This window comes from Streptomyces sp. MMBL 11-1 (assembly GCF_028622875.1).
Lineage (GTDB): Bacteria > Actinomycetota > Actinomycetes > Streptomycetales > Streptomycetaceae > Streptomyces.
Window position 1 is genome coordinate 7186408 of the sequence record NZ_CP117709.1, and the last position, 23020, is coordinate 7209427.

At 70.0% G+C, this 23020-nt stretch carries 23 protein-coding genes; 13 read left to right on the plus strand and 10 right to left on the minus strand.

Annotated features, from left to right (window positions below):
- Window positions 1-29: 29 nt before the first annotated feature.
- From PSQ21_RS31690 to PSQ21_RS31700, 3 genes are all read right to left on the minus strand, one after another.
- Window positions 30-479, minus strand: a complete 450-nt coding sequence (locus tag PSQ21_RS31690) for an SRPBCC family protein (protein ID WP_274034740.1) — start codon at window positions 477-479, stop codon at window positions 30-32.
- 276 nt (window positions 480-755) lie between these two features.
- A complete protein-coding gene (locus tag PSQ21_RS31695) occupies window positions 756-1193 on the minus strand; it encodes a hypothetical protein (RefSeq protein WP_274034741.1) in 438 nt (145 codons plus the stop codon).
- On the minus strand, window positions 1187-1663 hold the full coding sequence (locus PSQ21_RS31700; RefSeq protein ID WP_274034742.1) for an ATP-binding protein: 477 nt from the start codon (window positions 1661-1663) through the stop codon (window positions 1187-1189). Before PSQ21_RS31700 ends, PSQ21_RS31695 begins: the two co-directional genes overlap by 7 nt.
- A 207-nt stretch (window positions 1664-1870) precedes the next feature.
- Here PSQ21_RS31700 and PSQ21_RS31705 point away from each other — a divergent pair, with 207 nt between their 5' ends.
- The 4 genes from PSQ21_RS31705 to PSQ21_RS31720 all read left to right on the plus strand — a co-directional run bounded on the left by PSQ21_RS31705 (window position 1871) and on the right by PSQ21_RS31720 (window position 4445).
- Window positions 1871-2731 carry a helix-turn-helix domain-containing protein gene (locus PSQ21_RS31705; protein WP_274034744.1) on the plus strand — a complete coding sequence of 287 codons (861 nt, stop codon included), beginning with the start codon at window positions 1871-1873 and terminating at the stop codon, window positions 2729-2731.
- The gene (locus PSQ21_RS31710) at window positions 2731-2967 is read left to right on the plus strand and encodes a DUF397 domain-containing protein (protein WP_018955330.1); all 237 of its coding nucleotides are present in this window, start codon (window positions 2731-2733) and stop codon (window positions 2965-2967) included. Before PSQ21_RS31705 ends, PSQ21_RS31710 begins: the two co-directional genes overlap by 1 nt.
- Window positions 2968-3125: 158 nt before the next feature.
- On the plus strand, window positions 3126-3935 hold the full coding sequence (locus PSQ21_RS31715) for an SAM-dependent methyltransferase (RefSeq protein WP_274034747.1): 810 nt from the start codon (window positions 3126-3128) through the stop codon (window positions 3933-3935).
- A 75-nt stretch (window positions 3936-4010) separates the two neighbouring features.
- Window positions 4011-4445 carry a YchJ family protein gene (locus tag PSQ21_RS31720; RefSeq protein WP_274034748.1) on the plus strand — a complete coding sequence of 145 codons (435 nt, stop codon included), beginning with the start codon at window positions 4011-4013 and terminating at the stop codon, window positions 4443-4445.
- 21 nt (window positions 4446-4466) lie between these two features.
- Here PSQ21_RS31720 and PSQ21_RS31725 read toward each other — a convergent pair whose 3' ends face one another.
- The 7 genes from PSQ21_RS31725 to PSQ21_RS31755 form a co-directional block, all read right to left on the minus strand.
- A complete protein-coding gene (locus PSQ21_RS31725; RefSeq protein WP_274034750.1) occupies window positions 4467-6560 on the minus strand; it encodes an MDR family MFS transporter in 2094 nt (697 codons plus the stop codon).
- A gap of 157 nt (window positions 6561-6717) precedes the next feature.
- The gene (locus tag PSQ21_RS31730) at window positions 6718-7581 is read right to left on the minus strand and encodes a hypothetical protein (RefSeq protein ID WP_274034751.1); all 864 of its coding nucleotides are present in this window, start codon (window positions 7579-7581) and stop codon (window positions 6718-6720) included.
- Between the two features lie 129 nt (window positions 7582-7710).
- Complete coding sequence (locus PSQ21_RS31735) at window positions 7711-7887, minus strand: hypothetical protein (RefSeq protein WP_274034753.1); 177 nt, start codon at window positions 7885-7887, stop codon at window positions 7711-7713.
- A gap of 484 nt (window positions 7888-8371) precedes the next feature.
- On the minus strand, window positions 8372-9592 hold the full coding sequence (locus PSQ21_RS31740; protein WP_274034754.1) for an acyl-CoA dehydrogenase family protein: 1221 nt from the start codon (window positions 9590-9592) through the stop codon (window positions 8372-8374).
- A 4-nt stretch (window positions 9593-9596) separates the two neighbouring features.
- Window positions 9597-10070, minus strand: coding sequence for an SCP2 sterol-binding domain-containing protein (locus PSQ21_RS31745; RefSeq protein ID WP_274034756.1), 474 nt, complete (start codon window positions 10068-10070; stop codon window positions 9597-9599).
- Between the two features lie 180 nt (window positions 10071-10250).
- Window positions 10251-10511: a hypothetical protein gene (locus PSQ21_RS31750; protein ID WP_274034757.1), complete on the minus strand. Its 261-nt coding sequence runs from the start codon at window positions 10509-10511 to the stop codon at window positions 10251-10253.
- A 203-nt stretch (window positions 10512-10714) separates the two neighbouring features.
- Window positions 10715-11929 (minus strand): helix-turn-helix domain-containing protein, encoded by a 1215-nt coding sequence (locus PSQ21_RS31755; RefSeq protein ID WP_274034759.1) that lies wholly within the window; start codon window positions 11927-11929, stop codon window positions 10715-10717.
- Window positions 11930-12741: 812 nt separating this feature from the next.
- Between PSQ21_RS31755 and PSQ21_RS31760 the strand changes: the two genes are divergently transcribed.
- From PSQ21_RS31760 to PSQ21_RS31800, 9 genes are all read left to right on the plus strand, one after another.
- On the plus strand, window positions 12742-13677 hold the full coding sequence (locus PSQ21_RS31760) for a hypothetical protein (protein ID WP_274034760.1): 936 nt from the start codon (window positions 12742-12744) through the stop codon (window positions 13675-13677).
- 212 nt (window positions 13678-13889) lie between these two features.
- Window positions 13890-14546 carry a hypothetical protein gene (locus PSQ21_RS31765; RefSeq protein WP_274034761.1) on the plus strand — a complete coding sequence of 219 codons (657 nt, stop codon included), beginning with the start codon at window positions 13890-13892 and terminating at the stop codon, window positions 14544-14546.
- A 448-nt stretch (window positions 14547-14994) separates the two neighbouring features.
- Window positions 14995-16491, plus strand: coding sequence for a DUF6801 domain-containing protein (locus PSQ21_RS31770; RefSeq protein ID WP_274034763.1), 1497 nt, complete (start codon window positions 14995-14997; stop codon window positions 16489-16491).
- 532 nt (window positions 16492-17023) lie between these two features.
- On the plus strand, window positions 17024-18010 hold the full coding sequence (locus tag PSQ21_RS31775; protein ID WP_274034765.1) for an ABC transporter ATP-binding protein: 987 nt from the start codon (window positions 17024-17026) through the stop codon (window positions 18008-18010).
- On the plus strand, window positions 18007-18879 hold the full coding sequence (locus PSQ21_RS31780) for an MlaE family ABC transporter permease (protein ID WP_274034767.1): 873 nt from the start codon (window positions 18007-18009) through the stop codon (window positions 18877-18879). The genes PSQ21_RS31775 and PSQ21_RS31780 overlap by 4 nt, the downstream gene beginning before the upstream one ends.
- A 3-nt stretch (window positions 18880-18882) precedes the next feature.
- Window positions 18883-19686, plus strand: coding sequence for an MlaE family ABC transporter permease (locus PSQ21_RS31785; RefSeq protein ID WP_007454792.1), 804 nt, complete (start codon window positions 18883-18885; stop codon window positions 19684-19686).
- Entirely contained in the window at window positions 19686-20975 is a 1290-nt protein-coding gene (locus PSQ21_RS31790; protein WP_274034770.1) for an MCE family protein, read from the plus strand. The genes PSQ21_RS31785 and PSQ21_RS31790 overlap by 1 nt, the downstream gene beginning before the upstream one ends.
- Window positions 20972-22003 (plus strand): MCE family protein, encoded by a 1032-nt coding sequence (locus PSQ21_RS31795; RefSeq protein WP_274034772.1) that lies wholly within the window; start codon window positions 20972-20974, stop codon window positions 22001-22003. Before PSQ21_RS31790 ends, PSQ21_RS31795 begins: the two co-directional genes overlap by 4 nt.
- Window positions 22000-23019 (plus strand): MCE family protein, encoded by a 1020-nt coding sequence (locus tag PSQ21_RS31800; protein ID WP_274034773.1) that lies wholly within the window; start codon window positions 22000-22002, stop codon window positions 23017-23019. The genes PSQ21_RS31795 and PSQ21_RS31800 overlap by 4 nt, the downstream gene beginning before the upstream one ends.
- The last annotated feature ends 1 nt before the right edge of the window (window position 23020 follow it).

A 23020-nucleotide genomic window follows, 5' to 3' on the forward strand; every position in this document is an offset into this window, starting at 1 on the left:
GGCGCCGCCTCCGGAAGGCGAGGCCGCTGTCAGGCCGTGCCCCGCCAGGCGCCGGTCGCGGTGCCGCGGGCCTCGATGAACTCCTTGAAGTTCTTCAGGTCGCCCTTGGCCTGGCGGCGGACGAATCCGAGTTTGTCGCCCACCGTGTCGGCGATGCCCTGCGGGTCGTGGTCGAGCTGCAGCATGACCTTGGTGTGCGTGTCGTCCAGGCGGTGGAAGGTGACGACTCCGGCCTGGCGGACCTCGCCCGCCACCGTGGACCAGGCGACCCGTTCGTCGGGGATCTGCTCGGTGATCTCCGCGTCGAACTTCCGGGTCACCCCGTCGACCTTGGTCTCCCAGTGGGTCAGGGTGGGCGTGCGTTGTTCGATGCGTTCCACCGCGTCCATGAACTGCGGGAACTCCTCGAACTGCGTCCACTGGTCATAGGCCGTGCGCACCGGAACGGCGACCTCTACGGACTCCTCGATCTTCGACATGCTCACTCCCTGTGGCAATCGGAATCGGATGGTGACGCAACGCCGCGTACCCGAGTACCTCCGTCCGACACCGGTCAGGACGAAAAGTCGGCCCGGCCGCTTCGACCTGGTCTTCCACGGACCCCGACAGCACGGTGCGGCCGGACCGGCTCGCCCACCAGCCGGCACGCGCCGCCGAAGCCGGCGTCAGCGTCACGGCGACGGCCCCCGACGCCGACCGCGGGCGCATGCCGAAGGAGGTCAACCGCGGGCGCATGGCCAAGGGAGAGTGTCGCCCTAAGGCGCTGACACGACGCTCGGCGCACCGGCGGTGGCCCAGGTCGGCGCCACCCCGGTCACCTGGCAGACCATCAGGAAGAGCGGAATGGGCGGGGTGTACGGCGTGAGGCCGTCCGGTGAGTGGATCAGCCGGGGCCGCCCGGCGGGCACGTCCGCGTCCCGCGCGTACGTCACCTGCTCGGGCCAGGCCAGATCCAGGTCGGAGTCGGCCGGGACGATCCACCACCACCGGTCCGCGTCGGCGAAGACACATCCGGTGCGGGGCAGATGGGACATGAGATGGAAGCCGTGCCGGGCGGGCACCCCGACCGCGTCGCATCCCAGCGTGGCCGACATCGAGGCCGGCAGGACCAGCCGCACCCTGCCGCCACGGGCCTGCTCGGGCGTCCGGGCCCGGTGTGCCGCGCGCAGCCTGGCCAGCGCGTTCTTCAGCATGGCTGCTCCGGGCCGGACAGCTGCTCGGCGTCGTGCGGCAGCTCCGCCCAGACGATGCGCCCGGAGGCGTACCCGGCGTCGTACGAACCCCAGGCGCTGCTCATCGCGTCGACGAGGAGCAGACCACGGCCGTGCTCGTCGTCGGACGAGCGGCGCAGCCGCGGGCCGCCGGGCTGGTGCCCTTGGTCCTGCACGGCTATCCGCAGTCGTCTGCCCAACCGGCTCAGCTCGCACACCACCTGGGTGCTCGCGGTGTGCACGACGGCGTTGGTCACCAGCTCGGAGACGATGAGGACGGCCGCGTCACAGGCGTCGCGCCCCAGCTTCCAGGCGTCCAGCCGGGTGCGCGTCAGCTCGCGCGCGCGGGCCACCGACTCGGGGTGCGCCGGCAGCGCGAAGCAGTGACGGAGCGTATCCGTCCCGGGGCTGAGATCCATGAGCCGGGGGATGAGCGCACTGCCAGGTGCCACGACCGATTCCTCACAGTGGGGGCTGCGTCACACGTCGTTCCCCGGGTGATCGGGGGCGGGCATGACTGAGCGAACTGGTTCGGGAGTCAACTCTCCCCCTGACGATGACACTTGGCAAGAGGCACTCTGAAATTTCCAGAGTGACTGTGTCGTTGGGAGCGCGCGCATGGCACACTGCTCGCAAAACAGCGCATGGGGAGGTCTGAAGTGAGCGAACCGCGGTCCGCCCCGACCGTGGGCCAGGTCGTTCTCGGCAAACGCCTGCAGGATCTGCGCGAGCGTGTCGGCCTGACCCGTGACCAGGCGGCGAAGGTGCTCAGGGTCGCACCGGCGACGATACGCAGAATGGAGACGGCCGAGGTCGGGCTGAAGATCCCCTACGTTCAGCTGCTGCTGAAGGCGTACGGCATCGCCGACCAGGAGGCCGACGCCTTCGTCGACCTGGCCGAGGAGGCGAACAAGCCGGGCTGGTGGCAGCGTTTCCACGATGTCCTGCCCGACTGGTTCAGCATGTACGTCAGCCTGGAGGGCGCGGCGAGCCTGCTGCGCATGTACGAGCCGCACTTCGTGCCCGGACTCCTCCAGACCGAGGACTACGCACGTTCCGTGATGCGGACCGGGGCGGTCGGCCAGACCCGGCCCGAGGACATCGAGCGCCATGTGGCGCTGCGGATGGAGCGCCAGTCCCTGCTGGCCAAGGACGACGCCCCCCGACTGTGGGCGATCATGGACGAGACCGTGCTGCGGCGGCCCGTCGGCAGTGCGCAGGTGATGCGCGGGCAGATCGACAAGCTGCTCGAGTTCACCGACCTCCCCCACGTCACGCTCCAGATCGCGGAGTTCGCCACCGGCCACCACCCGGGAACCTACGGGCCGTTCGTCCTCTTCCGGTTCGCCGTTCCCGAACTCCCCGACATGGTCTACAGCGAGTACCTGACCGGAGCCGTCTACTTCGACGCCCGCCCCGAGGTGGCCTCCTACCTCGAAGTCATGGACCGCATGGCGGCTCAGGCCGCGACTGCACAACGCACGAAGGAAATCCTCCGGGACTTCCGCAAGGAGCTGTGATGAACCACATATACAACGGCATGCCTGCCGGTGACCTCGGCTCCGAAGGCTGGTACAAGCCGTGGAGCGGAGGGAACGGCGGCAACTGCGTCGAGGCCATGAAACTCGCCGACGGGCGGGTCGCCGTACGCCAGTCCGCCGACCCGGACGGTCCCGCTCTCATCTACTCCAACGGCGAGATCGCCGCGTTCATCCAGGGCGCCAAGGCCGGCCAGGCCGATTTCCTTCTCACCTGAGACCATCCTCCCCCTCCTGTCCGGGCGACGAAGGGCCCGGCGCGGGGTCCGGCACGGGGGCCGGCGAAGAGCCCGGCCCGGCACAGCGCTTGAGCACACCCCCTTCCTTCGCTTGTTCCCCATCGTCGACGTACGGACCCCTGACCACGGAGCGCGCCATGACCGGGCAAGACCACCACTCCATCGAGATCGACACCAGCAAGCCGCACCCGGCGCGGATGTACGACTGGTTCCTCGGCGGCAAGGACAACTACCCGGTCGACGAACAGATGGCGCGACAGCTGCTCGCCCTGGACGCGCGGGGCCGTGACATGGCGCGGGTCAACCGGGCGTTCATGCACCGGGCCACCCGCTGGCTCGCCGAGAGCGGCGTGCGCCAGTTCCTGGACATCGGCACCGGCATTCCCACCGAGCCGAACCTCCACCAGATCGCCCAGCGGGCCGTCCCCGACGCGCGCGTCGTCTACTGCGACAACGACCCGATCGTGCTCGCCCACGCGGCGGCGCTGCTGCGCTCCACGCCCGAAGGAGCCACCGAGTACATCCAGGCCGACGCCCGCAAGCCGGAGACCATTCTGGCGGAGGCCGGCAAGGTCCTGGACTTCGACGAGCCGATCGCCCTGTCGCTGCTGGCCCTGCTGCATTTCATCGACGACGAGGACGGTGCGGGCGAGCTGGTCGACCAGCTGGTCGAGCGGCTGCCCTCCGGCAGCTATCTGGTGCTCTCGCACACCACGGGCGACTTCAACCCCGAGGGCGCCGCGCAGGCGCGGGCCATGTACAAGGCGCGCGGGATGACGCTGCGGCCCCGAAGCCACGCGGAACTCACGGCGTTCTTCGACGGCCTCGAACTGGTCGAGCCGGGTGTCTCGCTCTCCGCCGACTGGCACCCGGAGCTGGGTGAGGTCATCGACGTCCCGGGCGACGAGCCGATCCCCGGCTATGCCGGCGTGGCCCGCAAACCCTGACCTCCGGCCCGCCTCCCCCGGACCGGGCGGGCGGGCGAGGCTCGTCGAGCCCGCCCCACGCGTCACAATGGAGCCATGTCACGACGCACCTCCCGGCCCCGGGGGCCGGCCGCCGCGCGGATCACCTCCGCCTCCCCGTGCCCCTGCGGCCTGCCCGCCGCCTACGGGCAGTGCTGCGGCCGGTTCCATTCCGGCAGTGCCGCCGCGCCGACCTGCGAGGCCCTGATGCGTTCCCGTTACGCGGCCTTCGTCGTCCGGGACGCGGCGTACCTGCTGCGCACCTGGCACCCCGGGACCCGGCCGCCCGGCGTCGACTTCGACCCCGCGATGCGCTGGGCGGGGCTGGACATCCTGGACACCACCGAGGGCAGCGCGTTCCACTCCACCGGAACGGTCACCTTCCGCGCCCACTACACCGACGACGGGCGTCCCGACTCCCTCCACGAGAAGAGCCGCTTCGTCCGGCACGAGGGCGCCTGGGTCTACACGACGGCGGTCTTCGTCGACTGAGCCGGGGTCCGGGTCGCCGCCTCAGACCGGGGCCCCCACCCGCCTCGATCCACCGGGACCGGCCGCGGGGGACAGCTCCTGGGCCAGGTCCTCCGCCAGCAGCCGTTTGGCGATCACATCCACGGTGGCCCGGAGCTCACGGTCGTCGGGGCGGGCGCCGTCCTCGGCCAGGCGTTCGTTGAGCCAGCGGCCCCAGGCGTCGGAGATCACCGAGGCTTCACGGCGGCCCGCCGCCGTGTGCGAGAAGATCCGGCCGTCGCCCGTCAGATAGCCCTCCTCGATCATCCGGTCGAAGACGGGCACCAGCACCTCCGGCGGGATGCGGTGCCGGGCCGCGATCAGCCCGAGGCCCGCGTGACCGACCATCCTGGTGAAGAGGTCGACCTGCATCACCGCCCAGGCCCCCGCCATGTCGAGGCGGGTGTCGGACTCGGCGGTGATCCGCCGGGCGGTGTCCGGGCCCGCGCCGTGCAGGATCGTGGCCACGGAGTACTCCAGGACCTTCGCCGAGTCCCCGCTGCCCGGCTGGGCGAAGCCCTCGCCCATGTCCGTCGACCCGAGCCGCGCCGAGTCCCGCAGCTTCACCTCCTTCAGGAACAGCGCGACGACGAAGCCGATCAACGCGACGGGCACCGTCCACAGGAACACGGTGTGCAGGGTGTCCGCGTACGCCAGCGCCAGCGGCTCCGACTGGGCGGCGGGCAGTGCGTGCAGGTCCTGCGGGTTCTGCGAGGCACGGGCCAGGGCCGCCGGGTCGCCGCCCGCCGCCACCGCCCGCGCGACGCCGTCGGTGAGGTTGGGCTTCAGCGCGTTGGCGTAGATGGTGCCGAACACCGCCGTGCCGAAGGCGCTGCCCAGGGTGCGGAAGAACGTCACGCCCGACGTGGCGGTGCCCAGGTCCGCGTAGTCGACGGTGTTCTGCACGGCGATCGTCAGCACCTGCATGGCCAGACCGATGCCGAGCCCCAGCACCACCATGTAGAGCGACTCCAGCCAGAGGCCGGTCCCCGGCCCCATCCGGGACAGCAGGAACAGGCCGGCCGCCATGACCAGGGTTCCCACGATGGGGAACACCCGGTAGCGGCCGGTCTTGCTCACCACGTTGCCGCTGAAGATCGAGGCGGCCAGCAGACCGGCGACCAGCGGCAGCGTCCGCACCCCCGAGAGGGTCGCCGAGTCCCCGTCAACGTACTGGAGATAGGTCGGCAGGAAGATCATCGAGCCGAGCATCGCGAAGCCCACGATGAAGCTGAGGATCGAGCAGACCGTGAACACGGGGTTCCGGAACAGCCGCATCGGCAGCATCGGTTCCTTCGCCCGCGTCTCCACCAGGCAGAACAGCGCCAGGGCGATCAGCCCGCCGACGAACAGCCCGATGATCATGGGTGAGCCCCAGGCGTACTCGTTCCCGCCCCAGCTCGTCGCCAGGATCAGCGCGCTCGCCCCGACGGTGACCAGCGCGATCCCGGCGTAGTCGATGACCGGCCGGCCGGCCGCCTTCACCGACGGAATGTTCCGGGCCGCGGCGATCACCACCACGATGGCGATCGGCACATTGACGTAGAACGCCCACCGCCAGGTCAGATGATCGGTGAAGAGCCCGCCGAGCAGCGGCCCGATCACGGTCGAGATGCCGAAGACCGCCCCGATCGCGCCCTGGTACTTACCCCGTTCGCGCAGCGGGATGACATCCGCGATCAGGGCCATCGACGTGACCATGAGGCCGCCCGCGCCGATGCCCTGCATACCGCGCCAGATGATCAGCAGGAGCATGTCGGAGGCGAGGCCGCACAGGAACGAGCCCGTGATGAAGATGATCGCCGAGACCTGGAAGACCAGTTTCCGCCCGAACAGGTCACCGAACTTGCCGACCAGGACGGTGGCCACCGTCTCGGCCAGCAGATAGGCGGTGACCACCCACGACATGTGCGCGGCGCCGCCCAGCTCCGAGACGATCGTCGGCAGGGCCGTGCCCACGATCGTCTGGTCCAGCGCCGCGAGCAGCATGCCCAGCACGATCGTCGCGAAGACGATGTTCCGCCGCCGCCGGTCGAGGACGGGCGGCGGCGCGGCGGCACTCTGCGCGGCGGGGGCTTGCTCGCTGGCAGTGGTCACCTCTGCACCCTCACACCGGCCCCCCGCCCCCGCATGCGGGGACGGGCCGGACGGGGGCGGGGTCGTGTCGCGAAAGGAGCGACGTCCGCCCGGAGGCGTCGGGACGTCCGAAGCACGCCCCAGGTGTATTGATCACGAGCGTTGACAACGCTCGTGATCAATCCACCTGGCGTGGCAGCGAGGCGACCGAGGCCGTCAACCGCGCCACGAACGCCTCGCGGACGTCCTCGCCGACCCGGTCGAGCGACAGATACGGATTGAGGTCCTCCAGCTCCACGAGCAGCAGCGCGCCGTCCGCCGCACGGCAGGCGTCGACCCGCTGGATCCCGTGCGTGAGGGAGTTCCAGGCGATGAAGCGCCGGGCGAACTCCAGGTCCTCCGGGCTCGCCGCGTACGGCTCCAGCACCCAGCGCCGCTCCGGGTCCGGGGCGTACAGCGCGTACTGGAAGTCGTGGTCGACGAAGTAGAAGGACACCTCGTGGCGGAAGTCGATCCGCGGCTGGACGAGAAGCGAGCCCTCGGCCGCCCGCTCCAGTGCGGTGGCCGCCTCGGCCGCCGTGACGAAACGCAGCCCGACCGAGTCCGCCCCCAGCTTCGGCTTGACGACGTACCGGGGGGCGTCGGGCAGCCGCGCCAGATCCGCCGCCCGGTCGACCGTGGGGATGACCGGGAAGCCGGCCCGGTCCAGCTTGACCAGGTAGTCCTTGCCCGCCATGTCGCCACGGCCGCACAGCGGGTTGTAGACCGGCGTCCGCAGTTCCCGGGCCCGCGAGCGGAACGCGTCGTACGCCTCCCGGTAGTGCAGCACGGGCCCGCTGTTGCGGATCAGCACGGTATCGAAGCCCGCCAGCAGCGCGGCCGCGTCCCGGGGATGACAGAGCGCGACGTCGAACGTCTCGCGCAGCCGGGAGCCGAGGAAGATGTCCTCTTCGCAGTAGCGGCGGCCGCGGGCCTCGTACGCGAGATCGGTGACGAGCAGCAGGGACGAGCGGCGGGCGCCGACGGGTGACGCGGCGGTCATGAGGTTCTCCCGGGATGAGGACGCGGACGGACGATCACTATCGCCGACGCCCGGGCGGCCTCGCGGAGCGGGTGGTTCCCGTGGTGCCCGGGCCCTCGCCGCTCCCGGCCTGCGCCCGCCGTCCCGCGGTCAGACAGCTTCCGGGGACCCGCCCCGTACGGCCGCCACCCACTCGACGAGGAGCCGCTCGTACTCCCGCCGGCCCTCGGGCGACACCACACCGCCGTCGGCGACCAGGGCGCGGATCTCCGCGTTCAGCTCAACCATCGGGCGGGCAGGCGTCGGCTCGGTCGAAGTGGAGGTCATGTGAAGAGGCTAGTGGCAGGCGACCCGGAGAGGCACCGGGTAAACGTGTGGGGCCCACCACGGGCACCGTTCGCCCCCGGCCCCGAAGCGTCGCCGACCCGTCCTCGCACCGTGCCGCGACCCTCTCCACACCGTCGTCACGGATCGCCGCGGATCGTCATGACCGGGCGATCCGAGCCCTGTTGCCGCACGTCGGCGGGGTGTGGAGGGTCTTCGGCGTTGTTGCTTACGCGTCCCGACGCGCTCGGTGACGATCTCCCTCCGGCCTGGCCCGACGAAGATTTCCACGGGTCCGTTCCCCGTCGGCGCACCCGTTCGGGGCGACGAGAATCACACGGATGCGGGTCGGTTCCGGCCCGGATCAGGGACCGGACCGGCAGGAGGGAAGGGCGTCCCGGCGGGCGGCTGAGCGATCGGCGGAACGACCTCCTTCCCCCTCCCGCCCGCCGCGACGCCGGACCCGCCCCGCGGCGCCGCCTCCCCGTCAGCGGATGTGCCGACCCGAGATCGCCCGCGCGATGACGAGGCGCTGGATCTCGCTGGTGCCCTCGAAGATGGTGTAGATCTTGGCGTCGCGGTACATCCGCTCCACCGGGTGCTCCCGGCTGTAGCCCGCGCCACCGAGGATCTGGACCGCCTTCTCCGTCGCCGAGACCGCGAGTTCGCCGGCCCGCAGCTTCGCCATGGAGCCCTGCCCGGCGTCGAAGGTCCGGTCGTTGCGGGCCATCCAGGCGGCCTGCCAGATCAGCAGCCGTACGGCTTCGATCTCCGTCCGCATATCGGCCAGGGCGAAGGCGATCGACTGGTTGTCGATGATCGGCCTGCCGAACGCCTCGCGCTCACCGGCGTATTCCAGGGCGTATTCGTAGGCGGCCCGGGCGATGCCGAGCGCCTGCGCCGCGACGGTCGGGCGGCTGACCTCGAAAGTCGCCATCGCCGCCTGGCCCCTGCCCTTGCCGGCGCCGCCCTCACGCGCCCTGGCCAGGCGGGCGTCCAGCTTCTCCTTCCCGCCCAGCAGGCAGTGGCCCGGCACGGTCACCTCGTCGAGAAAGAGATCCGCGGTGTGCGAGGCGCGCAGTCCCAGCTTCTTGACCGTGCGGCCGGCCGTCAGGCCCTCCGTGCCGGGCGGCACGATGAACGCGGCCTGTCCGCGGGCCCCTAGCGCCGGATCGACGGAGGCGACGACGACGTGGACCTCGGCGATGCCGCCGTTGGTGATCCACGCCTTCTGACCGGAGATCACCCATGCGTCGCTCGCCTCGACGTAGCGGGCCCTCGTCGTCATCGCGGAGACGTCCGAACCGGCCCCCGGCTCGGAGACGCAGAAGGCGGCGACCTTCGGGTCGTCCTCGTCCCCGTAGCACTGCGGTACCCACTCGGCGAGCTGGTCGGGGGTGCCGGCGGCGAAGATTCCGGCGACCGCGAGCGAGGTGCCGAACAGGGCCATGCCGATGCCCGCGTCGCCCCAGAACAGCTCCTCGTTGGCGATCTGGAGGGAGAGCCCGGTGGGGTCCCCGTACAGGTCGGCGAGCGACTCGAATCCGTACAGCCCGATCCGCGCGGCCTCCTGGATCACGGGCCAGGGGGTCTCCTCCCGGGCGTCCCACTCGGCGGCGGCCGGGCGGACCACCTGGGCGGCGAAGCCGTGCACCCAGTTGCGCAGGTCCTGTTGCTCCTCGGTCAGGGCGAGGGAGAAGAAGCTCACGCGCTCACACCTTCGGGATGTCGAAGTAGCGGGTCAGGCCGGAGGCGAGGGCGACATCACCGGCGACCTTGAGCTTGCGCGTCATGAACATGGTGACCGGATTGCCGTTGCCGGAGACGAGCTTGAGGAACTCGGCGTCGCCCATCACCAGCGTGGTACGTGGCTCGGCGTCCGAACGGCCGGGGGTGACCCGGCAGACGCCGTCGGCTATCGCCGTCTCGTAGACGACGTCGCTCTCCCCGGTGATCTTCCAGCGGATCAGTGCGGTGAGGCCGGCGGCCGCCTCGGGCCGGAACCGCTGCTTCATCCGGCCGAAGACCTCTCCGAGTATCCGGGTGCGCAGCTCGCCCCGCATGACCTCGGCGAGCTGCTTGGCGGACAGGCTCTTGACGATCCGGGCGAACTCCTCGGGCGCGACCGCCGCGAGGTCAAGCCCGGACAGGTCGTCGGTGAGGTTGCCGCTACTGGTTCCGTCCACGCCAGTTCCTTACTCCAAAGTAAACTTACTTTTGAGTAAGGTAAGCGGGGGTGGGGGCGCCCCGCAAGGCCGAACCACCGCCCGTCGAGCCGAGTTGAGGCGCCATGCGCCATTCGGCAGGCGAGAGGCGACATGCGACAGGCGGGAGGTGACAGGCGGGAGGTGACAGGCGGGGGCCGGTCAGGGCGAGTGCGGCCTTACGGCCAGCCCGGGGTGGTGCGCGGCCAGCACCTTGTTGGCGCGCGCCAGATCGGACAGGGCCTGTTCGCGGTCGGCCTGGTCCTCGACGCCGAGCCGGGGGCCGCGGAACCTGCGTACCTCGCGGGCGGCGCAGTCGGCGAGGAGCTCCGCCTGGAGGATGTGCGGCGGAACGCACGAACCGATCAGCGCGGCGACCCGGTCCGGGATCGGCACGGGGACGAGGAGGTGCGAGGCGGTCATGGAGCGTTCCCTCTCGGATGGTTGGCCAGGAGGCGGTGCACGGAGCCTGTCGCCTGATGGGCGGCAGGTTCCTTCCTGTGTACGGGACGCGGTTCCGCGTTTCTCGTCGGATACGTCTCCGTGTCGCAACCGTTGGGGACTGACCGTCTTTTTCGCCTTACGCGTCGGTAAGTTGACCCGCCGCGCCGAACGTGATCCGCGGATCAGGGGGGTGTGTCCGTGGACCGGGAGCGCAGCCGCAGCGCGCGCAGCACGGCCTCGGTGGCGAAGCGTCTCTCGGGGTCGACGAGTTGGTCGCCGAAGATGGTTTCCAGGCTCCGCATGCGGTAACGCACGGTCTGCGGGTGGACATCCAGCAGGGCGCCCATCTGGGCCGCGGTTCCCCGGGTGTCGAGCCAGATCCGCAGCGTCTCGACCAGCCGTTCACGGCGGCCGGCGCTGATCCGCGCCACGGCGGCCAGCTCGCGCTGGGCGAGCTGGTCCAGCAGGGCGGGGTCGGACAGCAGCCACAGGGTGGTGAGGTGGTCCTCGCAGTGGATCAGCGGAGCGTCGTCGATCACGCCGGAGTCGACGAGCTCCAGAACCCGGCGGGCCCAGCGGATCGACTCGCAGGCCTGCGCCGTGGGGACGGTCAGCCCGATCGCCGCGCGGCCGGCCGGCAGGGCCAGTTCCAGCATCGATCTTCGTGCCTCGTTCAGTGCTCCGGGGATCAGCAGGTGCGGCTGCGGGGCGCTGAGATCGACGAGAAGGTCGCGGTCCACGCTGAGCCGGTCCAGTTCCGCCGGGGCGCGGAAGGCGATCAGCGTGACCTCCTTCGGCAGCGTCCACCCGACCTGCTCGCACAGATCGGCGATGGCGGTGCCGGGGGCCGGGCGTCCAGCGAGGATGAGGTGGAGCAGCCGGCGGCGCAACGCCTCACTGTGCTCGCCCGACTGGGACCGCACCTCCAGGAATCCCTCCCGGGAAAGCGATTCCAGCTCGTCGATGTAGGCGAAGAGCGCGTCGGCGAAGCTCAGCATCAGCGAGGGGGAGAGGTGGTAGCTCTGCCCGACCTTCTTCGCCCGCCGCAGGGCCACCCGTGCGCCCAGCCGGTAGGCCCCCTGGAGGGTGTCCATGCTCCGGCCCTCGTACGCCTCGAACCGTCCGAAGCGCCGGCACATGTCGTCCCGGAGTGTGGTGGGGGAGGAGGGCTCGGCCACCAGATCGACGAAGGAGGAGAGGCTCTGCTCCACGCCGACCCGGATGGCCTGGCCGTTCGGGCCGTCGAGCAGTCGGGCGTATTCCGGATAGGCCCGGGTGACCTCGATGCCGATTTCCTTGATGAGGCTGGGCAGTTCGGGCCGCATGATCGCCGCGAATTCCTGGGGGAGCGGCCCCAGGGGGTCTTCGGTGTCCAACGGTTGTATGAGATGTGGCATGACATGTCCCCTTGCTCTCGGCGCCCGGTGGTGGGGTGAGGCGGTGGGGGGAAAGCGCTCCCACGAACCGACAGGTGCGTACCAAGTTCGCGACGAAGATAGACCAACGAACTGGCACTGCACACCACTTGGACAAGATCGAAGTGCAGGGGGCACACATCCCGGCCGCACTGTGCGACTTCTGTGCAGGTCGGGCGGGCTACGCGCTTTCGGACAATGAATTTCGGCCGTGTGCTCCGACGATGACAACAAAACCGTTCCGCTGCCCCGTCGTGTTCCCGGCGTGGGGTACGTGGGCCCGGTCGATCCTGGTGGCGACAGGGCGTGCGGGCGGCTCACCACGGCGAATGTGCGCGGGTGGCCCTCCGGTGACGGGTGTTTTCGGCCGACTGGCTGAATCGCACGCCATCCGTGAGGGAGCGGAGGCGGTACTTCCGCGGCCCCCCCCGTCCGTGCGCCGCCGCGTAAGCACAGCATGCGGGGTTCCGGTCGCCGGTGCGCAATTCCATGCCCTCGGGTGCGCATTCCTTGATAAGGAGGCGGTGCCCCGATGCTCATTTCCGGATCAAAAAGAGTGCGGTGCAAAGAATCTTAGACGGACGGATTGTGTCGCCCTGTTTCCCGCGAGTAACATCACGCCTCGATCAATTCGGTCACGAAATCTGCCCGAAATTTGATGCTCCGATCCTCCGCCCCCGGGCCCACCCGAGGATCCATCACCGTCGAGAAGGTGTCGCGGTACGGGCTCGCGTTGCAGAACCGGTCAACTTCGTGCACGAGGCCGCGCCACGGCGGCCGACAGAGGGGACGACATGAGATCCGTTTCCAATCGAACCCGCGTAGGTCTGCTCGCGGCGTTCACGGCATTCAGCGCTCTGCTCTCCACGGGCTCGGCCACCGCCGCCACCCAGCTCAACGGTGACTGGGCGCCCTTCGACCGCTGCCCGGTCGACGCGCCCGCCATGCTGGCCGCGGACGGCCTCAGCACCATCGCCACCTGCATAGCGTCGAGCTCGGCCACCGGAACCATCACGCTGGGCAAGACGAAGGTCTCCACCGGCCATACCGATCTGCAACTCGGGGTCATCCAGCGCCCCGACGGCTCCGCCTCCCTCGTGGCCCCGCCCGAGGGGGCGCTGACCGCGGACCCGGCGGAGATCCCCGGCGGACTCATCGGGCTCATGTGTCCCAGCGGAATTCCGATCGTATCGGGAATCTGCCGCCAGCTGACGGACAACAATCTCAACCGCGTGACGGCCACCATCGAACCGGCCGGAGCGCCACGCGACTTCCATATGAACGCGGCGTTCTCCACCGGTGAGCCCATTCTCACCATCCCGGTCCGCATCCACCTCAAGAATCCGTTCCTCGGTGACAAGTGCTACATCGGGACCGCTTCCAACCCGGTGCTCCTGAAGCCGCAGAACGTGACGGCGCCGAGCCTCTCGCTGCAGCGGTTCTCGGCCGACGGGACTCCGAACGACGACGAGGGCGAGATGGGGCGCTACACCTTCGACGGCGCCGACCAGGGGGACGCCACGTTCGCCGTTCCCGGGGCCAGCGGCTGCGGTGCCGGCCTCCTGGACTGGGCGGTGAATCTCAAGACCGGCCTCCCGTCCGCCGCCGGAAAGAACAGCGTGACGCTCGACGCCACCACGACGTACTTCGGCAGCCCCTACGACCCCGCCGGCCTCGCGCCGAACGAGGGCAGGAAGCTGGCCGAATTCTGGCACTCCGCGAAGCGGTAGGCCCCGGTTCCGATCCGCCGGACCCGCCCCGACCCCCAGCAACAGGAGGTGAAGCGCAACCGCCCCCACGCCCCTGTCCGCGCACCCCGGCACGAGCCGGTGTCGTGGCCCCGCCGAGTGCCGCACCGTCCGGCCCGGCGAGCAACCGAACAAGCGCCTCTCCAGTCACGTTCAGTCGCATCCCCAACGGAACGAGAAGAGGGAGTACCCCCATGTTCAAGCGAACCGGAGTCCTGACCGCGATCGGTGCCGCCGCGGCATCCGTCGTCCTGGCCGCCCCGTCGGCCGTCGCCGCGCCGACCAGCTGGACGATCAGCCCGACCGGCGCCTTCAACGGCAGTGCCGGAGTGACCGTCCTGACCGACAACAACGGAAACAAGATCCAGTGTGCGACCTCCGCCGCCTCGGGCTCGGCGCCGACCTCCCCGGTCGCAGGGAGCCCGGCCAAGCTCGCGTCGATCTCCGCGATCTCGTTCAACTCACCGTGCACCGGGCCGTTCAGCTCCCAGTGGACGGTGGCCACCACGCCGCCGTGGGAGATCTGGGGCCTGGACTACGCGGCGGGCGCCGGCACCAACTCCACGGGCCAGGTGACCGGTGAGATCAGAGCGATCAAGGCGAAGGTGTCCGGGAGCAGCATCCTCGGCCCGTGCACCTTCGACGTGACCGGCAAGGTCGCGGCCAAGTACAACAACCCGAGCACGGGCGGAAGCAACGGCACGCTGAACACCGCGGGCGGCGGGCTCACCCTGTCCATCACCAACAAGACCGGCGGCGGCTGCGGCATCGTCGGCACCAGCGCCAGCTTCCAGGGGCTGTACACCATCGTGAACCAGGCGACGGGCAAGTCCCCGGTCATCAGCGGGTGACCCACCGCCGATGACGTCCCGTACCTGAACGTCGTGCCCGGCCGTGTGCACCCGGCGGCCGGGCACGACGGCGAGTTGGGGGCTCCGGGACGCGTCGGCCGGAGCCACTCGCACCGCCCCGCCGCGCCGACCGCACACACCCCGTTCTCGCGCACTTGCCGACAAGGGCGCGGCCGTGCGTTGTCACCGGCTGCCAAAGTCCGGGCACCGTCGATCCGATCGGAAACCCTGCCCTTCCCAGGCGTCGTCGGCGTGCGTACCGTACCCGTCGGTAGGGGCCGTACGCCGTCCCGTCGGCGGACGGCGGAGCCCGGTCCCCGTACAGCCAAGCCCGCCCGACGTCCGTTCGAAGTCCGCTCGACGTCCGCCCGCAGGGGCCGTTGCCGAGAAGTGGACCCGCTTTCCGCAGCCATCCCTGGGCCCACGCGCGCCGGAAGGACACATCCGTATGACCGTCGATGCACGCGCCGCGGCGAGACGACCGATCCACTGGGCCGTGGGCGGGGCGCTCGTCGTCGCCACCGCGCTCGTACCCAGTGCCGAATCGGCCGCCGCGGAACAGACCTCGGAGGTCGCCCTCCGCTACGCCTGCCCGTTCCCCTCCGGGCCCGAGGAACTGGACGTCGTCGTCTCGGCGGTGCTGCCCACCTCGGTCCGCACCGGCGAGGAGGTCCGCCCGTCCCAGGTATCCGTCGAGGTGAACCTGGAGCCCACAGCGCTCGCCCGGTTCGGGGAACTGGACGCCGCCACCCTGTCGGCCGTCGCCCGGCTCACCGTCCGCAACACCGTCGGCGACCGGTCCGCCGACGCCTCCTGGCAGGACCTGACCGCTCAGCCCGTCGCCCTGCCGGGGCCCGACGGGGGCGGCCTGGCCCTGACGGCCACCGGTGACGTGCCGACGGTCTCCTTCGGCAGCCCCGGGCGCGCGACGCTGGCCCCCGCCGAACTCGCCCTCTCGCTGTCCTCGCTCACCGGCGCGGGCGAGCCGACCACGCCCCCCGGGCTCGACGTCACCTGCGAACCGGCCCCGGGCCAGGAACCCGAACTCGCCGCGATCACGGTCCGCGGCGACGGCGACCCCACGGCGCCCGCTCCTCAGCCGGGGGAGAGCGATCCCGCACCGGACCCGAGCCCCACCCGCCCGGCCGAGGACCTGCCGCCCAGCGCCCGGGAGAAGATCGACGCCCTCACCGACGAACGGCTCGAAGCCCTCGACGGCGAGGACCCGGGCAGCTGCCCGATCGAGATCCCGCCCGAGTGGGTGATGACCACCGCCGAGACGTACGCGGCCGGCTTCGCCAACGCCGCCAAACTGGACGGCGCGGCGGCGCTGGGGCCCGCGTTCATGAAGGTGGTGCTCAACAAGCGCTACATCAACGACTCCTGCGCCTCGACCGTCGACGTCAGCTCGGAGGTGAACTTCGACTACCAGGGCCGCCGACAACTGCCCCCGACGAAGGCCACGTTCCTCAGCTACGGCTTCATGCCGACGACCGCGACCATGACGCTGGAGCAGGTCGGCCCGCCGGCCGCGATCCACACCCACACGGTCACCAACACGCCCACCTACCCGGAGGAGACGACCGTCACGGCCCAGCTGGTGATGCGGCTCTCCGACGTCGAGGTGAACGGCGTGCCCCTGGACGTGGGCCCCGACTGCCGCACCGAGCGCCCCTTCGAGCAGGTGCTGAGGGGGTACGGCCAGAGCTATCCGCCGGCCGGCTACCTCGTGGCGTACGGCGGCACCCTGACCGGCTACGCGCACATCCCGCCGTTCGAGGGATGCGGTGTGGATGAGGACCTCGACCCGATCTTCACCTCGGCCATCTCCAGCCCGGGGAAGAAGGCCGACAACTACACCAAGATGACGCAGGCGCCCCTGTGCGTGGCCACGAACCCGGAAGGACCGGACTGCCCGCCGAAGGTGCCCGACCCCGAGCGCTGACCCGAACACACCCCCCGAGCCCTTCCGGTTTGACGACCGGAGGGGCTCTTTCCTGCCCACCGGCCGCCGTGTGATTCCTCATCATCCGACAGGTTTGGATCGCGGACTACTCACCCGTGAACAATCCCGCGCCCCGGGTGAATTCTCGCCGAGGAAAATCTGTACCCAGTATTGCGAAGTCAGGTTACCGGCCCGTAGCGTCCCAGAGGTGCCGATCGAAATCGCCTGCTCACCTGCTCGGGGGGCACACCCGGGCCCGGTTCGCTCCGCTCCGGTCCAGGGACGCCACGGATCAGACGCCCACTGCTTGCGCAGATTTCGACAAGGACCGGAACCGGCCTTGTCACCGAATGACAAGTGATCCATTCGCTGCCCAGCGTTCGTCGATCTCCGCTGTTCAACGGCTTGCCCTGGCGGTTTCGGCGGACATAACGTGCGCCCCCTGGTGCATGTGTGACGAGCCGCCATCGCTTTTCTCAGAGCCGGAGCGCCAATCGATGAACACGTTCACCGCCACTTCGAGGGAGGGCCGATGGGAATCGAAGTAGTCGTGGAGGGCCTCACGAAGTCCTTCGGCAAGCAGAACATCTGGCAGGACGTCAGCCTCACTCTGCCCGCCGGTGAAGTGAGCGTCATGCTCGGTCCTTCCGGAACCGGAAAGACCGTTTTCCTGAAATCCATCATCGGGCTGCTCAAGCCCGAACAGGGACGTGTCCTCATCAACGGCGTCGACATGGTGAACAGCTCCGAGCGCGCCATCATGGAGACCCGGAAGCTCTTCGGCCTCATGTTCCAGGACGGGGCCCTTTTCGGCTCGATGTCGCTCTTCGACAACATCGCCTTCCCGCTGCGGGAGCACACCCGCAAGAGGGAATCCGAGATCCGCCGTATCGTCATGGAGCGCATCGACATCGTCGGGCTCCTGGGCGCCGAGGGAAAGCTGCCGGGCGAGATATCCGGCGGTATGCGCAAGCGCGCCGGCCTCGCCCGGGCCCTGGTCCTGGACCCGCAGATCATCCTCTGCGACGAGCCGGACTCCGGCCTCGACCCGGTCCGCACCGCCTATCTGTCGCAGCTCCTCATCGATCTCAACGCGCAGATCGACGCGACGATGCTCATCGTCACCCACAACCTCGACATCGCGGCGACCGTCCCCGACAACATGGGCATGCTGTTCTGCCGCAACCTCGTCACCTTCGGCCCGCGCGAGGTACTGCTCACCAGCGACACCCCGGTCGTCTCCCAGTTCCTCGCCGGACGGCGCGAAGGGCCCATCGGCATGTCCGAGGAGAAGGACGCCGCCACCCTCGCCGCCGAGCAGCTGGCCGACACCGCCCCGCCGCGCACCGGGCCCCGCAGCGTCGTCCCCCAGCTGGAGCCCTCGCCCGGGATGCCCGTACGCCAGGGCGCGCTGCGCCGCCGGGAGCGGGTCATGTCGATGATGGGCCAGCTGCCGGAGGCCGCCCGTACGGCGATCCTCAACAGTTACGCCCCGGCCGCGGGAGGTGCGCGCGCGTGACCGCCCCGATGCCGGTGCGGCCGCCCGAGCCGCCCGAGAGACCCCCGCCCGCCGCCGGCCCGGCGGCGACCGCCCCGGCCGCGCCCGGACAGCGCCGCCCCTCCCGGCTGCTCGCCCCGCTCCGCGAGACCGGGAAGCTGTTCGCACTCGCCGTCGCGGTGGCCCGTGCGATCTTCCGCAGACCGTTCCAGGTACGTGAGTTCATCGAGCAGTTCTGGTTCGTCGCGAGCGTCACGATCCTGCCCGCCGCCCTCGTCTCCATCCCGTTCGGCGCGGTCATCGCCCTCCAGGTCGGCTCCCTCACCCAGCAGCTCGGCGCCCAGTCCTTCACCGGCGGCGCCAGCGTCCTCGCGGTCATCCAGCAGGCGAGCCCGATCATCGTCGCGCTGCTGATCTCCGGAGCCGCCGGATCCGCGATCTGCGCCGACCTCGGCTCCCGCAAGATCCGCGAGGAGCTGGACGCGATGGAGGTCATGGGCGTCTCGCCCATCCAGCGCCTCGTCGTCCCCCGGGTGCTCGCCACCATGCTCGTCGCCGTCCTGCTCAACGGCCTGATCTCCGTGGTCGGCACCCTCGGCGGCTACTTCTTCAACGTGATCATGCAGGACGGCACCCCGGGCGCGTACCTCGCGAGCTTCTCCGCCCTCGCCCAGCTGCCCGACCTCTACATCAGCGAGTTCAAGGCCCTGATCTTCGGCTTCATCGCGGGCATCGTCGCCGCCTACCGGGGCCTCAACCCGCGCGGCGGCCCCAAGGGCGTCGGTGACGCGGTGAACCAGTCCGTCGTCATCACCTTCATGCTGCTGTTCTTCGTGAACATGGTCCTCACGGCGATCTACCTCCAGATCGTCCCCGCGAAGGGGAGCTGACCGATGGCGATGCTCAGCTGGCTCGACCGATCGGGCGACCAACTCACCTTCTACGTCAAGGCGCTCGTCTGGATCCCGCGCACCCTGCGCCGCTATCTGCGCGAGGTGCAGCGGCTGCTGGCGGAGGTCGCCTTCGGCAGCGGCGGACTCGGCGTCATCGGCGGCACCATCGGCGTGATGGTCGCCATGACCCTGTTCACCGGCACCGTCGTCGGACTCCAGGGGTACGCGGCCCTCAACCAGATCGGCACCTCGGCGTTCACCGGGTTCATCTCCGCCTACTTCAACACCCGGGAGATCGCCCCCCTGGTCGCCGGCCTCGCCCTCTCCGCCACCGTCGGCGCGGGCTTCACCGCCCAGCTCGGCGCGATGCGGATCAACGAGGAGGTCGACGCCCTGGAGGCGATGGGCGTCCGCTCCATGCCCTACCTCGTCACCACCCGGATCATCGCCGGAGTCGTCGCGATCATCCCGCTCTACGCGATCGGGCTGCTCTCCTCGTACGTCGCCTCCCGCTGGATCACCATCTTCTTCAACGGACAGTCGGCGGGCACCTACGACCACTACTTCAACCTCTTCCTCTCCCCCGAGGACGTGCTGCTGTCGGTGCTCAAGGTGCTGATCTTCAGCGTGCTGGTGATCCTCGCCCACTGCTACTACGGCTTCCACGCCACCGGGGGACCGGCCGGCGTGGGCGTGGCGGTCGGCCGGTCGGTGCGCAACGCCATCGTCCTCATCAGCGTCACCGACTTCTTCCTCTCGCTCGCCATCTGGGGCGCCACGACGACGGTGAAGGTGGCCGGCTGATGAGCGCATCCCGCACACGCACGGTCCGCCGGCGGCTGGCCGGAGTCGCCTTCCTGGTGGTGCCCGCCGTCCTGGTGTGGGTCTCGGTCTCCGTGTACGAGAAGGACTTCACCGACGACGCCACCGTCACGGTCCGCACCGGAGCGGTCGGCAACGAGATGCACACACACGCCGACGTGAAACTGCGGGGCGTCGTCATCGGGCAGGTCCGCTCCATCGCCACCGACGGCGACGGCGCCCGCCTCACCCTGGCCATCGACCGGGACAAGCTCGATCAGGTGCCCGCCGACGTCACCGCCCAGATGCTGCCCACCACCCTCTTCGGCGCGCGGTTCGTCGCGCTCGTACCGCCCCGCATCCCCACGGGCTCCACCCTGCGGGCCGGGGCGGTCGTCCCGCAGGACCGCTCCAGCAACGCCATCGAGCTGGAACAGGTCCTGGACAACGTCCTGCCGCTGCTGACCGCCGTGAAGCCCGAGAAGCTCTCCGCCACCCTCAACGCCGTCTCCCAGGCGCTGGAGGGGCGCGGGGAACGCCTCGGCGAGACGCTGACCACGCTGGACGGCCACCTGAAGAAGTTCAACCCCCAACTCCCCACCCTCAACGCCGACATCAAGGAACTCGTCAAGGTGAGCACGCTCTACGCGGACGCCGCGCCGGACGTCCTCGACGCGCTGACCGACGCCACGGTCACCAGCTCCACCCTCGCCGACCAGGAGGCGCGGCTCGCCGGGCTCTACGGCACCACCACGGCCGCCGCGCGGGACGTCACCTCCTTCCTCCGGGAGAACAGGAACAACCTCATCCGGCTCTCCGCCGCCGGCCGGCCCTCCCTCGAACTCCTCGCCGAATACGCCGAGTCGTTCCCCTGCACCCTGCGCACCATGGCCGGCTTCGTGCCCGCCATGGACAAGGCGCTGGGCAAGGGGACCGACGAACCGGGGCTCCACGTGTCGATCAAGTCCGTTCCCTCCAAGGGGAAATACGTTCCCGGTAAGGACGCGCCGGTCTACAGCGCGAGCGGTGGGCCCGCCTGCTACTCGGTGCCGTACGTCGGCAAGCACGCCCCGACCGCCGACACCCGCCGGGCCGCCGACGTCACCGCACCCCCGGCGGACCGGGGCGACGAGGCGGACGCCGGGCTCGGGCTGCCCAACTCGCCCCAGGAATCCCGGCTCGTCAACGAACTGGTCGCCCCCTCGCTGAAGGCCCGGCCGGGAGACCTGGCCGACTGGAGCAGCGTGCTGATCGGCCCGGCCTTCCGAGGCGCGGAGGTGAAGCTCAAGTGAAACGCCGCTCGCTCGCGGGACCGGTCACCAAGTCCCTCGTCTTCATCGTCGTCACCGTGCTGGCCACCACCGTCCTCGGGCTCTCCATCGCCAACACGGGCGTCGGGGACACCACCACGTACAAGGCCCGCTTCACCGACGCCACCGGCCTCATCCCCGGCGACAGCGTCCGGATCGCCGGAGTGAAGGTCGGCCAGGTCGAATCCGTGAAGGTCGCCGACCGGCGGGTTGCCGAGGTCGCCTTCGCCGTACGCAGGGGACGCACCCTTCCCGCCTCGGTGACGGCGTCCATCAAGTACCTCAACATGGTCGGCCAGCGGTACGTCGACCTCGACCGGGGCCCAGGACCCGTGGGCCGGGCCTTCGCGCCCGGGGACACCATCCCGCTCGCCCGCACGACCCCGGCCCTCGACCTCACCCAGCTCTTCAACGGCTTCCAGCCCCTCTTCGAAGGGCTGTCCCCGCCCGACGTCAACCAGCTCGCCGGCTCCATCGTCCAGGTCCTCCAGGGCGAGGGCGGCACCGTCGACAGCATCCTGCGGCACGTCGGATCGCTCACCACCACCGTCGCCGCGAAGGACAAGGTGATCGGTGAGGTGATCAAGAACCTCAACACGGTCCTCAAGACGGTCAACGACCGGGAGGCGGGCTTCGACGACCTGGTCGTCACCCTCCAGAAGCTCGTCACCGGATTCTCCGGCGACCGCAAACCCCTCGGGGAGGCCGTCACCGCGATGGGCGCGCTCACCACCGTCACCGCCGACCTCTTCCAGGACGGCAGGAAGCCGCTCAAGGACGACATCCGCCAACTCGGGCGACTCAGCGGACAGTTGGAGAAGGGCACCCCGCAGATCGAGAACTTCCTGCAGAAGACACCGGCCAAGATGGCGGCCATCAGCCGACTGACGTCCTACGGATCGTGGCTCAACCTCTACCTCTGCGAAGCGAAGGTCAGCGGCGTCACCCACGACGACGGCAGCAAGCCGCCGGGCGGCATCGCGATCACCCAACCGAGGTGCCTGGCATGAGAATCACCCCCATCCGGGAACGCAACCCGGTCGCCGTCGCCCTCGTCGGGCTCCTCGTCCTGACCCTGCTCGGGCTCGCCGCCTGGCGCGCCGACTCCCTGCCCTTCGTCGAGGGCGGCACCTCCTACAGCGCCGACTTCACCGAATCCGCCGGACTCGCCGACGGCGACGAGGTGCGCATCGCCGGAGTGAAGGTCGGCCAGGTCACCGGCGTCTCTCTCGACGGCGCGAAGGTCCGGGTCGACTTCCGGGTGAAGAACGCCTGGATCGGCGACTCCTCCACCGTGGGCATCGCCGTCAAGACCCTGCTCGGCGACAAGTACCTCGCCGTCGACCCCCTCGGCGACGCCCCGCAGGATCCCGGCTCCCGCATCACCGCGAGCCGCACCACCTCCCCGTACGACGTCACCCAGGCGTTCAACGGGCTCGGGGAGACCATCGGGGAGATCGACACCGAGCAGCTCGCCAAGAGCTTCGAGACGATCTCCGCCACCTTCAAGGACTCCCCGCCCCACGTCCGCAGCGCCGCGGACGGGCTCTCCGCCCTCTCCCGTACGGTCTCCCAACGCGACGCCCAGCTCGCCACCCTGCTCCGCAGCAGCAAGAAGCTCACCAAGACCCTCGCCGGGAAGAAGAGCAGCTTCGAAACGCTCCTGGAGGACGGGAACCTGCTGCTCGGCGAGATCCGGGCCCGCCGCGACTCCATCCACCTGCTGCTCACCGGCACCCGCGACCTCGGCACCCAGCTCACCGGGCTCGTCCGGGACAACGACAAACAGCTCGGGCCGACCCTGGAGTCCCTCGGGCGGGTCACCGCCGTCCTGGTCAAGAACCGCAAGAGCCTCGACAAGGTCCTCGCCATGACTGGCTCCTACAGCCGGCTCGTCGGCAACACCCTCGGCAGCGGGCGCTGGTTCGACAACTACGTCTGCGGCGTCGTGCCCAAGAACTACCTCCCCGCCGGCACACCTCCGGCGACCGGATGCATGCCACCCCGGCAGCAAGGGGGACGCTGAC

What these genes read in the sequence shown, in the direction of transcription:
- PSQ21_RS31710 (WP_018955330.1), top strand. Translation starts at nt 2,731, where the DNA reads ATGAACCACATATACAACGGCATGCCTGCCGGTGACCTCGGCTCCGAA.
- PSQ21_RS31790 (WP_274034770.1), top strand. Translation starts at nt 19,686, where the DNA reads ATGAGCGCATCCCGCACACGCACGGTCCGCCGGCGGCTGGCCGGAGTC.
- PSQ21_RS31775 (WP_274034765.1), top strand. Translation starts at nt 17,024, where the DNA reads ATGGGAATCGAAGTAGTCGTGGAGGGCCTCACGAAGTCCTTCGGCAAG.
- PSQ21_RS31690 (WP_274034740.1), bottom strand. Translation starts at nt 479, where the DNA reads ATGTCGAAGATCGAGGAGTCCGTAGAGGTCGCCGTTCCGGTGCGCACG.
- PSQ21_RS31755 (WP_274034759.1), bottom strand. Translation starts at nt 11,929, where the DNA reads ATGCCACATCTCATACAACCGTTGGACACCGAAGACCCCCTGGGGCCG.
- PSQ21_RS31800 (WP_274034773.1), top strand. Translation starts at nt 22,000, where the DNA reads ATGAGAATCACCCCCATCCGGGAACGCAACCCGGTCGCCGTCGCCCTC.
- PSQ21_RS31720 (WP_274034748.1), top strand. Translation starts at nt 4,011, where the DNA reads ATGTCACGACGCACCTCCCGGCCCCGGGGGCCGGCCGCCGCGCGGATC.
- PSQ21_RS31760 (WP_274034760.1), top strand. Translation starts at nt 12,742, where the DNA reads ATGAGATCCGTTTCCAATCGAACCCGCGTAGGTCTGCTCGCGGCGTTC.
- PSQ21_RS31785 (WP_007454792.1), top strand. Translation starts at nt 18,883, where the DNA reads ATGGCGATGCTCAGCTGGCTCGACCGATCGGGCGACCAACTCACCTTC.
- PSQ21_RS31735 (WP_274034753.1), bottom strand. Translation starts at nt 7,887, where the DNA reads ATGACCTCCACTTCGACCGAGCCGACGCCTGCCCGCCCGATGGTTGAG.
- PSQ21_RS31715 (WP_274034747.1), top strand. Translation starts at nt 3,126, where the DNA reads ATGACCGGGCAAGACCACCACTCCATCGAGATCGACACCAGCAAGCCG.
- PSQ21_RS31730 (WP_274034751.1), bottom strand. Translation starts at nt 7,581, where the DNA reads ATGACCGCCGCGTCACCCGTCGGCGCCCGCCGCTCGTCCCTGCTGCTC.
- PSQ21_RS31695 (WP_274034741.1), bottom strand. Translation starts at nt 1,193, where the DNA reads ATGCTGAAGAACGCGCTGGCCAGGCTGCGCGCGGCACACCGGGCCCGG.
- PSQ21_RS31770 (WP_274034763.1), top strand. Translation starts at nt 14,995, where the DNA reads ATGACCGTCGATGCACGCGCCGCGGCGAGACGACCGATCCACTGGGCC.
- PSQ21_RS31750 (WP_274034757.1), bottom strand. Translation starts at nt 10,511, where the DNA reads ATGACCGCCTCGCACCTCCTCGTCCCCGTGCCGATCCCGGACCGGGTC.
- PSQ21_RS31765 (WP_274034761.1), top strand. Translation starts at nt 13,890, where the DNA reads ATGTTCAAGCGAACCGGAGTCCTGACCGCGATCGGTGCCGCCGCGGCA.